We start from the raw sequence: 13,773 nt of genomic DNA on the forward strand, positions 1-13,773 counted from the left end.
ATTTTGAATCGCTGACTTAATTTGAATCGCTGAGCGAGCTTGCTTCGTTGCCGAGCACTGAATAGAAATAGGAAATGTCACGAATGTCTTGGTCTGAGAGGGTGTCGGCTTGTTGTTGCATCAGGATCGCTAAGCCACTGGTTCTTTCTCGAGTCTGGTAATCTTTCAATGAAGAGATGAGATAACCCACTTTTTGACCGCGAAGGTTCGGGTAGGGGTCTTGTGTTGAGATGCCATCAGCGCCATGACAAGTCATGCACACTTTGGCTTTTTGTTTACCTAACTCGAATTGTTCTTGGTTAACTTCGGCAGAAACAGGAAACATGACCAGCGTCATTACGAGGGTGGAAAGTGTCGCCATGGGGTTAAATTTTTTTATATTCAAACTCATTCTCGATTCCCTTGATTATGAAATGAGTAAGCTTTTTAAGATCAACGCACGAGATCAACTGTTGAAGCAGAAACGACTGGAACTCGTTATTAGGTCTCTTAAAGGTGCTTACGTTCGATTAAAGGTTATGCATCAACCAGCATTCTCGCTACTGACTTGCTCATATTTATTGTTAATTTTGTTGTTTCATACGTATTCATAGGGCTTATTGGTTTACTTACGCAGAGTAAAATACGAGTTTTTGTTACTAGACGGTTGAGAAGGAATACGTCAAGCGGGTAGGGAGTGCTGAACGAGAGCGGTGATGGAAGAGACAGAGAAACGGCGAAGTTATTGAAAAACAGCGAGGTGTAGGAGCATTAGGGATAAAGCGATAGCGTTCAATCTAAGTGGTATCAGTACAAGTTAAATGGTCAATTTATACTAGACTCAATTTAGTGACCTTTTTAAATGGAGTTTAGAATGAGAACTGTATTCTTGTTGATGCTTTGGCTTTGCTCGTTTTCGATTTTTGCAGCCTCAGAGTTAACTGTGTTCGACCACTCCGGAAAAAAGCATGCATTAAGTAGAGAACAACTCCTAACACTTCCTCAGACAGAAATTACCACCACCTTGCCATGGGTTGAGGGTCTGACCGTTTATAGCGGTGTGACGTTGCAAACAGTGCTTGAAAATATGGATATACCCATATCACCGCAAGTCACTTTCGTAGCATTGAATGACTATAAAATTGCGGTGCCCAAAGAAGATTTTGATACCTATGAACCCATCATTGCGATTAAAAAGAATGGGGAGTTTATGTCTGTGAGAGAGAAAGGCCCGTTTTGGTTGATTTACCCAATCTCTGCGAACCCTGAAACCAATACCCCTGATTTCCATGCCAAGATGATTTGGCAGATTCGTGATATTCACCTGTAGAGGCTAATTATGAAGAAGCTGTTGTCTATGGCCGCAATCAAAGTCGTTGTTTTGTCTTTGGCCGTGGTTGTTCTATCCGTCAATATCTACAGTGTCACTCGAATTAATGACATCAACAAGAGCTTTTCTAACCGCCAAAATGAGGCCACATGGTTTGTTTTTCAACTCGTCAAAGAGTATGCAAACTTCTTGATGGTTAGCCACGCAAAGACGATCGATTATGATGAATTGTGGTTGGCATATGACATTACTTGGAGTCGCTTTGATATTCTGATCAACAGCACTGAATCGTCCAATTTTATTCGCTCAGCAAACTTTAAGCCGTACTTTACCGCAGAGTTTGAAAAATTTAAGTCGCTAGAATCGTCAATCAAGTTGGTCAGTACAGGGCAATTACCTAAAGAATCCCTACAGAAGAAAGTCGATATTTGCTACACCACCTTGGTCGAGTTCATTAACGAAAAATTTCGATTACAAAGTCCTGTTATTGAAGAAAACACCACAATGGTCGACAAGTTGGTGATGATGCATCAGATAAGCAGCGTATTTCTGGTGTTGCTACTGCTTGTGACAGGAGCGATTTTTTACGTCGACTTTGCAATCAAACGAAAACTTCATTCTACCGACTTCATTACTGGCTTTCGCAATCGAGTCTCGCTCATGCAGTTTGTTAAGAACAGCTACCCAACAAACGGTAATTTCGACCTTTACTTTGTAAGAATCAGAAACCTTAGTGAGATAAACCAAAAGTATGGACTTGAATATGGAGACTTGGTGGTGAGTTCAGCTGCTAAGTCCCTGACGGCAAAGGTACCGGAAAGTACTATCTCGTTTCGTAGTAGTGGCAGTCAGTTTCTATTCTTCATTCCTGAGCACTTGTACACAAGTGATGAGATACAGGAAAAGTTCAATGACGTGCTCAAGGACTATATCTCGGCGGGCAATTTAGAGTTGATGATTGATGCTGTGGTAAGGCATAAGAAGAATATCAGCTCTAAAGATATGATGGAGCTATTAACAACAATGCAGAGCTAGTCCCCGCATTAGCGATAAGTTAGATCATTAGGTTTTGTTGACTGTACGCTCACCATTCTCCCGCTTCACTATCATGGCTTTTGCCATTCTTTATTTGCCTCCTCATTCAATGTGCAGCCAATAGAGAGCTCCTGCTCTGATGAAGATAGTTCTACTACTAGTTATAGCTATAGTGGCTTTCCGCGCTTGAATAGGAAGAGAGGCTTTGAGGTTTAGGTTTAAGGTTACTGCTTTTGAGTGAGTGCAACGATTCGCTCGTTAGATCTCGAACTGCTAACAGACTGCGGGTTTAAAATTGCTTGCGGGTTATGGTTTCGAACAAACTCGATGAATTCCAGATAAGTGAGTGGCTGACTGAAGAAGTAGCCTTGTATTAGGTTACAGTTGGCTTTTCTGAGGTAATGATACTGTTCTATCGACTCAACACCTTCTCCGACGACTAGCGTGTCACAAGAGTGGCCTAAGTTAACCATAGATTCGACCATCTTGCGGTCGGCCTTGTCGTCTACCATGTTATCGATAAAGCTCTTATCAATTTTGAGCTCATCCACAGGGTAGTGGAGAAGTTGGTTAAACGCTGTGTAGCCCGTACCAAAATCGTCAAGGGAGACCTTTAAACCTAAGCTTCTGAGGCTCTCGATAGTCTGCACCGTAAGCTTGGTACTTTTCACGTAACTGGTCTCGGTAATCTCTATAATAATGTTGCCAGGTGGCACTTGATAACGTTCGAGTACTTTACGGATGTTGTCGGCAAAATTACGGTTGTAGAGCTCCATCGCCGAGATATTAATTGACAGAGTGCCCTTGTATTTATGAAGTTCTGAAAGCTCTTTATAGCTTTTGATCGCGGTGCCAATGACCCACATGTCGAGCCTGGCAATAAGGTTACTCTTTTCTGCAACTGGGATAAATTCTTCTGGTCCCGCATCGATATCGAATAAGGCTGGGCAACGAATCAGGCACTCCGCGCCATCTATCTGAAGTGTCTTGGCGTTAAAAATAGGCATAAAGCGAAGTTCAAAGTTGTCACTTTCGCAGCACTCTAAGAGTCTTTTCTCTACAACGTCATGGCGTTCCAAGGTATGTAACAACTCTTCGCCATAAACAATACGACTTTCGCCATCACTATGAGACTTCGCATTAGCTAACATTTCATCGATGCATCGGTGCCAAATCTCATCGAACTTTGGCGTGTCGAGCGGTAAAACACCTGTTGCGAGTGATAATCGAAACCCATAGTAGTCAAGGAAGGTGGTGCCGGTCAGCGTATTGTTGATGTTCTCAATTTCTTCGTTTATCACTTGGTTCTTACCCATCTCCAAGATCGCGATAAACTGATTCCCTCCCAGTCTGGCTAAAGAGTAATCACTGCAACTAAAGCCCAAAGAGGCTTGTTGGTTTTGTAGTGTCTCTTTCAGTGCTTTAGCTAAGCTTATCAGTACATTATCACCAACTTTTGCCCCGTAGAGATCGTTAATTTTACGAAAATCGATGATGTCCCAACAAACCACATAGCAGTGTGGGCTCATCGAGCTTTTTAGTCGTACATCAAGGTGTCTGATGAAAGAGCGTCGGTTAGCTAGCTTGGTGAGTTGGTCGAATTCGGCTTCGAACTTCAACTCTGTTAATGAGTCTATGTACGCGTTCTTTAAACCATCAATTTCACTTTGCCCTGATGAGCGTTTGAAGTATCTAAGTTTGAGCCCGCCGATCGATATCTCTTGAAGTAAGTCTTTAAGCGGTCGCACGAGTTGGTAACGTACCACTAAATGTACGATCAACATGATCGTAAAGAGAGTACCAAAGCCACCTAACAAGGTTTGTTTAGCGATGATGGCTTTCTCATGGTTGAACTTTTGTTCTCGAATATTTACTTGCGCGATGAGATGTCGGCTGGTCATCTGCACATTGATATTATCTTGGGTTTGCTCAATTGATTTGATAACGAATTGGGTATTTTCAATGTTGGCAGCGTCTGAGGATGGCTCGATTAAGAACTGAATATTGTCATCGTCATTGTATTTGATTAGCAGGCTAGAGAGTTGCATCAGAGGCCCGTCAGCAATCAAGATGTAGCGATTTAAACTGTTACTTGCACGTTTGTCTTGAGGAAGGAGGTAAGGGTCAATTGCTGCAACATACGAGTATCTGAGCTCTCCACTGATCGAGATATAAGAGAAGCCTTCGTAGGAGAGTTCATTTTTGCTTATTAACGAGGTGTATATATCGAAGACTCTTTCGTAAATCTTGTCAGGGATCTTTAGCCCCTCGAAAGGATCGGCTCTGAGAGTCGAAAGCGTTAATTTGAACTTAGGGTCCACGATATAAACATTGCGTTGCCCAAATTGATTGACGTGATTCTGGCTTAAGACTCGGAGTACTCGTTTTTCCAATAGCGATAGAGTCGTGTAGTCGCCAGGATTTTGAATGTAGCGGAGGAACTGCAACGAAGAACCGATATCTTTAACTAGTAAGGACAAGCCGAGCTGCTCGTATTCCGCCGCGACTAAAGCGGTGTTCACATCAGATTGCACCTTGTCCAAATACATGTGCTTAGCATGATTTGATGCGAAGTTGTACATCACGATTCCTGCTATCAGGAGCACAAATGTCAGCGTTGGTAAAAGTACAAAATAGAGCTTCTTCAATACTGGCATGAGTTATCTCAAACTGTCGACAATACGATTGCGAATTTGAATGCTACTCGGTTCTAACGGCTGATAAAGGTAGCTGCGATCTAATACTTCTTTATTCGGGAAAAGCTCGGGATCGTTTTGATACTCCTGAGAAGTGAGTGCTTTTGCTTTTGAACTTGGCGTTGCAAACCATGAATCCATTGCGTTTTGAGCGGCGATTTCGGGTTGCGATAAGAAGGAGAGAATCGTGGTTGCCTGTGGAGATCGCTCTCCGTTGTTAATTGCAGCCATACACTCTAACCATAAGGTTGTTCCTTCTAGAGGTACTGTGTAGGCCCAAGATGCCTCAGGTTCGGCATCATTAAGCACATAGCTGTCACCTGAGTATCCGTAGGCGAGGTCGATGTTGGCTAAGTGTTCGGGATGACGAATATAATCGACAACGTATTCATTACTTTCAAGGTGAGGCTTCTGTGCTTGTAGCGTTTTGTAAGCGACTCGAAGTTCTTGTTCGTTGTTGGTAAACGGCTCAAATTGATTCATCAGAAGCGCAGCACTCACCAAATCCGTAGGCTCATAATACATGCTGATTCGGCCGCTGGTTTTGGTTTCAGGGTCTAGAAGAGCGCCCCAAGACTTGGGAGTCTCAACTTTTCCGCTTCGGTATAAGATGCCGGATGTCCCCCAAGCGTAGGGGATTCCATATTCGCCACACCCATCCACCCATCTTGAGTCAAAGTTGCTTGAAAGGGATTGCTGCAAGTCGCTCAGGTTGTGGAATAAGTTCTGTTTAGCCAGCGCTTTCAGTTTCATACTTTCAATGACAACCAATTCAAACGCACCTCGTCGTTCACTCAATAGCACTTCATCACGAATGGACTCGTCAGAAAAATATTGCTGCTTTAGTGAGATGCCGTAGGTATCACTCAACTGGGTAACGACGCTGTCAGATAAAAATTCATCCCAATTGTAGAGATAAATATCATGCTGTTGGCCAAATACAGGGCTAGCCAAAAAGGATGTTGACGCAAGTATTGATACGCAAAACGCTTTCACTGACGGATTCCCTTTCGTACGTGATAACTAAATCGTAGCCCAAAATTTGCAACATGATTCAAATTTAGGCACTTAATTTAACTTCAACTTCATGCATTTCATGCAAATAGCAACTTGCTACTCCTACTTGATACCGAACCTTTATCGTGTGAGGCAAGGATGACTCCGTCGTATCGTATTCAACACAAGTACGTATTCCAGTTTATTGTCCGTGAATGGATTATTTAAATTAATATTCATCATAATATCCATTCTTACAAGTTATTATGCAAATATTAAGCATTAAATAATGATGCGGTGATTACCTTTTTCGGGTTTTCGCTCGTATTAATCGTCGTTATTCCTTTGTTTTGCCATCGCGACTTACTCTTATGTTCAATGTTCTTTTATCCCTAAAAACACTTCTATAACGTTTTGTTTATCATTTGTTTCGTTTCTCAATAAGTATCGATAAAGTTGTTGCTAAAGACTTGTAGCACAAGGTGATTGTGCTTATTGTGGGCAGCAATATCTAGGTTATGTCCCAACGAGCCATGATTGCCGGTTTGGGAAATGTTGTGCATTTAGGAGCCATTGTGGATTTAGAGATATATCAAGTAGATTCGTTTACAACTCAAGCGTTTAAAGGGAACCCTGCCGGGGTCTGTATCTCAAAAGAGCCGTTGGATGAGTCGTTAATGTTTTCAATCGCTGAAGAGGTGGCGGTATCTGAAACGGCTTTTCTCGCGCTTAACACTATGACGCTTAAATGGTTCACTCCCGAAGTCGAAGTGAAGCTGTGTGGACATGGCACACTGGCAACGGTTCATGTGATGAAAGAACAAGGACTGCTTGAGACAGGTGATAAGGTCGTGTTTAACACCTTATCTGGGGAATTATCTGCCGCCGTTTGTGAATCGTCTATCGAGCTTGATTTTCCTAGCTCCGAACTGTCATTAGATTCTGAACCCAACCTCACGCTACTTGAACATCTAGGTTTAGATCCGCATCAAGTAGTTTCATTCAGAGAATTTGACTCTAAGCAGTTAATCGAAGTTTCCAACGAACAAGTGTTATTGGAGCTTTCACCAAACTTTGATGCGTTAAAAGGTATTCAAGGGCGAGGTGTAGTGGTGACAGCATTGGCAGCAAATACGGAACTTGATTTTGTTTCTCGCTACTTTGCACCTTGGGTTGGGGTTAATGAAGATCCTGTGACTGGCTCGGCACATTGCGCATTGACGCAACACTGGGCAGAAAAGCTCAACAAAAGCAGTTTCAGTGCTTATCAGGCGTCTCGTCGTGGTGGTTATATGTCGACAGAGCTCTTAGCCAATGGGCGAATAAAGTTAATCGGCTCTGCGACCACTGTGATTAGTGGTGTGTTGAAGCTTTAGATTTTTATAGAAGCTTTAGAGCGCTGTTTGCTCTGTTTTGTTGTAACCGCCTAGTATGTTTTATTCGATTATTCACCGTGAAAGAAGCGGCTAGGGCGGAATGTTATTATTGAAGGAATCACCGTGTCTGCCTTTTATCTTTCCCAAGTATTAGTCGCGATAGCCATTTGTTTTGATCTTCTGTCATTCCAATTCAAGGAAAGGAAGAAAATCGTCACTTGTCTGTTCTTTGCTGGCGTTCTTATTTCGAGTCACTTTATCCTACTTGAACAATGGACAGCGGCGAGCTTAATGACGATTGCCACGATTCGCTATTTGACGAGCGCATTTTCTACCTCGTCTAAGTTTAAATATTTGTTTTGTTCGATGTCGGTGGTCGCAACCGCAGTGACTTACTCGGGGCTAACCAGCATATTGAGTTGCTTTGCCTCCGTATTTCAAACCTTTGCAGCCTTCAATAAAGATGACCGTCGATTAAGAGAATTGATGATCATCGGAACCAGCTTTTGGTTGGTTCACAATTATTTAGTTGGTTCGCCAACAGCGGTTGTTATGGAGGCGCTGTTTATCTGCAGAAACTTGGTGGGCTATTACCGTTTTTACTTCAAAAAGAGTGCCGCTGCTTAGGTTTACAGTACAGCTAAGGCCCAAGTTGTTAATCAATTCAATGCTAGCTAGGAGAGCTTGATGCCAAACATTTACAATGATGTTCCTTCATCAATACCCAATGAAATATTCAATGACCTGATTGCCAACGACAACATTCGAATCGAAAGAATACTCTCATATGGTCACAGTTCTCCTGAAGAGGGTTGGTACGATCAAGATGAGCATGAGTGGGTGATGGTGATCGATGGGCAAGGGGTGATTGAGTTTGAAGATGGTCGCATTGTTACCTTGTCTAAAGGGGATTATCTCAATATTTCCGCAGGTGAAAAACACAAGGTGCTGAGGACGGATAAAGATGCGGTGACGATCTGGCTCGCTGTGTTTTATCGTTGATATCTTGCTCTAAAGCTGAGGCTGTTAGGTTATAAAGCTTGCTGATTCAGCTGTTTATTTTCACCTCAGAAAGGACTTAAGACAAAAAGGAGTATGTTGTGATTAGAATTCGAAACTATCAAGCGAATGATGACAAAGCACTGTGGGAGATCTTCTTTCATACGGTACGTAACGTGAATGTTCGAGATTATTCTCAACAGCAAGTCGAAGCTTGGGCACCCAGTAGCTTTGACTTTGCGTTATGGCAAAAGCGTATGAATGGGTTACAACCCTTTGTGGCTGAACTCGATGGTTGCGTAGTTGGCTATACTGACCTGCAACCAAGTGGCTTGATTGATCACTTTTTCTGTCACCACGAATATCAAGGGAAGGGGGTAGGGAAAGCGTTGATGGAACATGTTTTCACTGTGGGTCGAGTTCGTGGTATATCGAGATATTTCTCTGAAGTAAGTATTACCGCAAGGCCTTTCTATGAGCATCTTGGTTTTAAGGTGGTGAATGAACAGGAAGTCGAAATGCGTGGTGTAAAGCTGACCAATTACGTGATGGAAAAGGTAGTTGAAGATAGAAAAGTCAGTTGAATAGGCGGGCTAGTGTTCGTAGGGATACAGAAACCGAGTTTGAAATATTAATGAACCTTTTTAAGGATAACTTTTCCTGATCTATTGATATTGTCGATGAGTTCAAATTGTGTGCAAGATAATTTGTCTAATCTAAACATTGAATGAATACAAGGAGTGTTGTTCATGAGTCATGTGAGTAGATCTAAACTATATACATTGGTGTCGATGTTGTCCTTCGCTGTTGGCGTTCTTGCCTTAGATGCTGGGGTGTCGGGGTTATTTCCTCTCTTTGTTGTCGTCATCTCATTTTTTTCATTCGTCATTAACTCGTTTCTTTGTTTGTTCGGAGGTAAACGCGAAGATGGCTTTGATGCCTATCAAAAAGCAAATCAGACTCGGTCTGAAGCACTGGTCAAAGGCTTAGAAGACTCGAGCAAATAAACCTATGCCTTCAGGCGAACGGTAATCTCATTTTTGATACAGTTTTCACCTGTTTTTGGTTCTCTTCTTCAAGAAAAATCATCACTTTAGAGATAATATCCACTTCAACTAATTTCAGTGAAGGAAGAAAAGTGGGTATTGAAGCTTTAGCGTTTGTGATGGACGCATTAATCACCGCATGTTGTATGTATATCGCCTCTAAAATGTCATTCGTGGTCGCAGATTTTAAATCCCTTCTTACTATTGCTGTAATTGTTGCTCTGGTGTCATTGATTCCGACAGTGGGCTGGGTGTTAGGGTTGATTCTGTTTGTGTTCTTACTCGGGAAAGCGACGCACTCTAGTATTGGTGACTGCATCTGGGTAGTGGTCTTCACGAAGGTGGTATCGATGGCGGCCTTTCTGATATTCGGGCGCTTGTTTATGTAATCCGGGTTCTTGCTTATATCAAGGCAGGCTTGGCTAGTTTGATACCGATCTTAACTTGGTATTTAAACGTCAAAAGGGTGTGAACCTGTCACACCCTCTAAGAACCTTTGATTTGTGTTCATCTTTATTATTTAGGCAGTAATACAGCATCAATCACATGGATAACACCATTGCTTGCTTCAACATCTGCCATCACGACCTGCGCTTTGTTGATCATCACGTTGCCGTGATCAATTCCTACCATTACCGCTTCGCTTTGCACTGTTACGGCACTATCAAGTTTCATCACTTCAGACGCCATTATTTTCCCTGGCACCACATGATAGGTCAGTACTGCGATCAGCTTGTCTTTGTTTTCTGGCTTCAACAGCATATCAACCGTTCCTTCTGGTAGCGCAGCGAACGCTTCATCCGTTGGCGCAAACACAGTGAAGGGACCGTCACCTTTCAATGTTTCAACTAAGCCTGCCGCTTTTACCGCTGCTACCAAGGTGTTGAAAGAGCCGTTTTCAGCCGCCACGTCAACGATGTCTTTCTTCATTCCGTGGTGATCAGCGTGAGCAAAAGCCGTAAAAAGAAGCGTCGCAACTAGCACTGACATGGTTTTGATTAATTTATTAAACATATTGTCTTCCTTTGAGTTTTGTCCGTTATTTTCGAGAGGTATTACGAAAGCCCAATCGTGATAGATCAATTTGTTGTGTCTTTGAGTGAATGGTTAGCGATATCGACAGCGCCAAGCGAATAAATTTATATTGTTAAATGCTTGTTATAATTCCATTTTGATGCTTATAGTTATTTGGTGATTATTCAAATGATGGATGTGAATATGAGGTTTGTTTTACCAGTAGTCTTTTCTGCATTGGCTTCAATGCCTGCATACAGTGGCCTTGCTCCAAGTGAAGGCTTCAGCGGTAACTTCAGTGTATTGGCCGGTTTCTACTCTGACAGTAGTAATTTGAGTACTGAACAAGATTCGAATCAAGCCACCAACACCCAGGAAGGGGAGAGTGAAAACCAAGGGCTACTCGGCTTTTTGGGTACTGTTCAATATACTTTTGGCGAATCGCTGACTCACCAAGTGTATGCGGGTACGACACGAGAGGATATTGCAACAGGTACCATTGCGTTTGAGATCGGTTATCGATATCAACTTTCTGGTGGCACCATATTGGATTTTTCTGTTCTTCCTACGCTTATCTCGGGCAAGGCTTGGACGGATCCGTATGCTGTTGGCGTTAATCGAAATGAAACGGATGTCAAAGGTAATGTAGGACGACTGCAGCTCACTAATATCGGTGGAACTGGTTTTCGAACGGATCTCGCATTTGGGCAATCTGATGTTGATGAAGAGCTATCTGGTAGCCAAGGCTTATCTCCGGAAGATGCTGTGCTGCTGGATAGGGAAAGAACCTATGTGTACGCCAAAGCAGGATACCGCTTTATCTTACCAAACCACGCAGGTCTATTTGTTCCTTCAATGGTGTATTTCCACTCAGACGCAGAAGGAGGAGCACTCAGCTTCGATAGTTATGGTATTGAATTAAACTACGCGAAGAGAATCGGTCGTCATGGTTTTGTTGTCACCCTAGATGCAAGTGATCGTGAATATGATGAGTCGAATCCGATTTACGGGCAAGTACGTGAAGAGAATGAATTCGGTGCATTCTTAGCTTATGAGTTTGGTGGTTTGATGGGCTATAAAGATTGGGCGTTCATTACTTTACTGGGTTTAAGAAGCATAGATTCTAATATCGATTTCTATAACTCCGAGCAAGTATTAGCGAGTGTGGGTGTGGATTATAAATTCTGATATTCACACTATTTTAAAAATACTCATCAAAGCAGAAGTTTAAGTTCAGTCTTACTATTTGTTTAATTATTTCGGGCACTTACACCTTTAAAGGTTGTAGGTTCCCGTTGCTATCCGTAATATGAAAATTAGCTTATGGATAGAAATAATAGGATAAGGAAGCGCTTTGGAAATACAAATTAGACATTTAGAAGCAACGGATAGCCAAGATATTTTCGATATTTATCGCCGCCCTTCAGTTTCAGAAAACACCTCACAAAAGCCTTATCTTAGTTCTGAACAAGTGGAGCGACTGTTTGGTCATTCAGACCATTTCACTCTGGTTGCGGAAGTCTCCGGCAAAGTAGTGGGTCACATTACTTTATTCATGACCACCAAGGTAAGAGACAGGCACTGCGCTGGTCTTGGTATTGCTATTCACCCGGATATGCATGGTAAAGGGGTCGGTAAGGCGTTAATGCAAGAAGCGATCAATCAGGCGGATAACTGGCTTAATCTCGTGCGTCTTGAGTTAGAGGTTCATGCCGATAACCACGCCGCTATTGCTTTGTATGAACGTGTAGGCTTTCAGTTAGAAGGCACAAAAAGACTCAGTACGTTCAAAGCGGGTAAGTACATCGATATGTTGCTGATGTCGAGAATACGACCAGATTACCGTTGAGATCGAACCAAACAGGTTCCTGCTTTAGAAATCGGTTAATGAGCAATTGATTAGTGAAATTCCCATTAAACTCTGTATAGTAGCAACCGTTTGCTTCGTATAACCCCAATGATATGGTTTGGGGGTCTCTACCAGCACCCGCAAAGTGCTGATTACGAAGGGTTTAGATCACAATTGTGTTCTTACTCTTTGTAATGGCGTTCAAGAAAACCTCCTGTCTATTATTCAGAGTAAGTGCACACCTAAAATCCATAGTAGGTGAAATATGAACGCATTTATTCAAGGGCTCCCAAAAGTAGAGTTGCATTTACACATTGAAGGTTCGCTCGAACCTGAGTTACTTTTCCAGCTTGCTCAACGCAATGGCATTGAGCTGCCTTATTCATCCCCAGAGCAACTAAGACGCGCATACGAATTTGATGATTTACAGTCATTTCTGGATATCTATTATCAAGGTGCTGATGCACTGCGCACAGAACAGGATTTCTACGACTTAACATGGGCTTATCTAGAACGCTGTAAAGCCGACAATGTTATCCATACTGAGATTTTCTTTGATCCTCAGACACATACCGATCGTGGCATTGCATTCGACACCGCTATTAACGGCATTCATCGTGCGCTTGAACAGGGTCATAAAGAGTTGGGCATTACCTCTCAAATCATCGCATGTTTTCTGCGCCATTTATCTGAAGAGAGCGCCATTCAAACGTTCGCAGAGGTATTGAAGCATCAAGATAAGATCGTCGGGGTTGGACTGGACTCTTCTGAATTAGGACACCCACCAGAGAAGTTCAAGCGTGTATTCCAACAAGCAAAACAAGCGGGCTTCTTGACTGTGGCGCATGCAGGAGAAGAAGGGCCGGCTCAAAACATTGTCGATGCGATTGAAATGCTCAGCGTGAGTCGAGTGGATCATGGTGTCCAGTGCATGACAGACGAAGCTCTAATCGAAGAGCTGATTGAAACCAAAATGCCACTGACGGTGTGCCCACTGTCGAATATTAAATTGCGTGTATTCGATGTGATGGAAGACCACAACATTGTCGAACTGCTCAGAAAGGGTGTGACTGTAACGATTAACTCGGATGACCCTGCTTATTTTGGTGGTTACATGTCGGATAACTTTAATGCGGTGAGCCAAGCTCATGAGATGACGCATCAGGAGTTAGCGCAGTTTAGTTTGAATGCGATAGACGCGAGCTTTATTGAAGCGCCATTGAAGCAGCAATATCGAGAGCTTGTTCAAGGTTACTTAGCTAAAGCTGGTTCTGACCAGAATTTCTAGCGGCTGTGCCCATTTACTAGCAGCTGAGTATAAAGCGCTAGGATGGCCAACTAAAGTGGATGGTAAAGTGTTATCGACTGAGTCTGCTTAATCTCTATAAGCCTAAATCATCTAGATGAAGACAAAAAAGAAGCTGGCAGTTTGCCAGCTTCTTTCATTTTTAAA

Annotated in this window: 15 protein-coding genes and 1 riboswitch; of the genes, 11 read left to right on the forward strand and 4 right to left on the reverse strand. The window is 42.6% G+C overall.

Annotated elements, in window-relative coordinates:
* Positions 1-16: 16 nt before the first annotated feature.
* On the reverse strand, positions 17-391 hold the full coding sequence (locus AB4384_RS08935) for a cytochrome c (protein WP_059018733.1): 375 nt from the start codon (positions 389-391) through the stop codon (positions 17-19).
* Positions 392-853: 462 nt separating this feature from the next.
* Between AB4384_RS08935 and AB4384_RS08940 the strand changes: the two genes are divergently transcribed.
* Together AB4384_RS08940 and AB4384_RS08945 are read left to right on the forward strand one after the other, a co-directional pair.
* Positions 854-1,309 (forward strand): hypothetical protein, encoded by a 456-nt coding sequence (locus tag AB4384_RS08940; RefSeq protein WP_137000976.1) that lies wholly within the window; start codon positions 854-856, stop codon positions 1,307-1,309.
* A 9-nt stretch (positions 1,310-1,318) separates the two neighbouring features.
* Positions 1,319-2,344: a GGDEF domain-containing protein gene (locus tag AB4384_RS08945; protein WP_372129345.1), complete on the forward strand. Its 1,026-nt coding sequence runs from the start codon at positions 1,319-1,321 to the stop codon at positions 2,342-2,344.
* Positions 2,345-2,568: 224 nt separating this feature from the next.
* Here the strand turns inward: AB4384_RS08945 and AB4384_RS08950 are convergent, their stop codons facing one another.
* Both AB4384_RS08950 and AB4384_RS08955 read right to left on the reverse strand, forming a co-directional pair.
* On the reverse strand, positions 2,569-5,001 hold the full coding sequence (locus AB4384_RS08950) for a bifunctional diguanylate cyclase/phosphodiesterase (protein WP_029235424.1): 2,433 nt from the start codon (positions 4,999-5,001) through the stop codon (positions 2,569-2,571).
* Between the two features lie 3 nt (positions 5,002-5,004).
* On the reverse strand, positions 5,005-6,036 hold the full coding sequence (locus AB4384_RS08955) for a PotD/PotF family extracellular solute-binding protein (protein ID WP_017060025.1): 1,032 nt from the start codon (positions 6,034-6,036) through the stop codon (positions 5,005-5,007).
* Between the two features lie 575 nt (positions 6,037-6,611).
* Between AB4384_RS08955 and AB4384_RS08960 the strand changes: the two genes are divergently transcribed.
* From AB4384_RS08960 to AB4384_RS08985, 6 genes are all read left to right on the forward strand, one after another.
* Positions 6,612-7,412, forward strand: coding sequence for a PhzF family phenazine biosynthesis protein (locus AB4384_RS08960; protein ID WP_372129347.1), 801 nt, complete (start codon positions 6,612-6,614; stop codon positions 7,410-7,412).
* A 123-nt stretch (positions 7,413-7,535) separates the two neighbouring features.
* Positions 7,536-8,039, forward strand: a complete 504-nt coding sequence (locus AB4384_RS08965; protein ID WP_372129348.1) for a YgjV family protein — start codon at positions 7,536-7,538, stop codon at positions 8,037-8,039.
* 60 nt (positions 8,040-8,099) lie between these two features.
* On the forward strand, positions 8,100-8,414 hold the full coding sequence (locus AB4384_RS08970; RefSeq protein WP_102393766.1) for a cupin domain-containing protein: 315 nt from the start codon (positions 8,100-8,102) through the stop codon (positions 8,412-8,414).
* Positions 8,415-8,512: 98 nt separating this feature from the next.
* Positions 8,513-8,995: a GNAT family N-acetyltransferase gene (locus AB4384_RS08975; RefSeq protein WP_017069854.1), complete on the forward strand. Its 483-nt coding sequence runs from the start codon at positions 8,513-8,515 to the stop codon at positions 8,993-8,995.
* Positions 8,996-9,160: 165 nt separating this feature from the next.
* A complete protein-coding gene (locus AB4384_RS08980; protein ID WP_048611086.1) occupies positions 9,161-9,418 on the forward strand; it encodes a hypothetical protein in 258 nt (85 codons plus the stop codon).
* A gap of 131 nt (positions 9,419-9,549) precedes the next feature.
* Positions 9,550-9,846, forward strand: coding sequence for a hypothetical protein (locus AB4384_RS08985; RefSeq protein WP_017064710.1), 297 nt, complete (start codon positions 9,550-9,552; stop codon positions 9,844-9,846).
* A gap of 127 nt (positions 9,847-9,973) precedes the next feature.
* On the opposite strand, the gene AB4384_RS08990 is transcribed toward AB4384_RS08985, so the two are convergent.
* Positions 9,974-10,471: a fasciclin domain-containing protein gene (locus AB4384_RS08990; RefSeq protein WP_372129350.1), complete on the reverse strand. Its 498-nt coding sequence runs from the start codon at positions 10,469-10,471 to the stop codon at positions 9,974-9,976.
* A gap of 204 nt (positions 10,472-10,675) precedes the next feature.
* Here AB4384_RS08990 and AB4384_RS08995 point away from each other — a divergent pair, with 204 nt between their 5' ends.
* The 3 genes from AB4384_RS08995 to AB4384_RS09005 all read left to right on the forward strand — a co-directional run bounded on the left by AB4384_RS08995 (position 10,676) and on the right by AB4384_RS09005 (position 13,608).
* Positions 10,676-11,659, forward strand: a complete 984-nt coding sequence (locus tag AB4384_RS08995; RefSeq protein WP_017071335.1) for a DUF2860 family protein — start codon at positions 10,676-10,678, stop codon at positions 11,657-11,659.
* Positions 11,660-11,825: 166 nt separating this feature from the next.
* Entirely contained in the window at positions 11,826-12,320 is a 495-nt protein-coding gene (locus AB4384_RS09000) for a GNAT family N-acetyltransferase (RefSeq protein ID WP_017060016.1), read from the forward strand.
* Positions 12,321-12,395: 75 nt separating this feature from the next.
* Positions 12,396-12,495: riboswitch (purine riboswitch) on the forward strand.
* 90 nt (positions 12,496-12,585) lie between these two features.
* Positions 12,586-13,608: an adenosine deaminase gene (locus tag AB4384_RS09005; protein WP_017060015.1), complete on the forward strand. Its 1,023-nt coding sequence runs from the start codon at positions 12,586-12,588 to the stop codon at positions 13,606-13,608.
* Positions 13,609-13,773 lie beyond the last annotated feature (165 nt).

It is taken from the genome of Vibrio sp. 10N.261.51.A4 (genome assembly GCF_041471945.1).
Classification (GTDB): domain Bacteria; phylum Pseudomonadota; class Gammaproteobacteria; order Enterobacterales; family Vibrionaceae; genus Vibrio; species Vibrio crassostreae_C.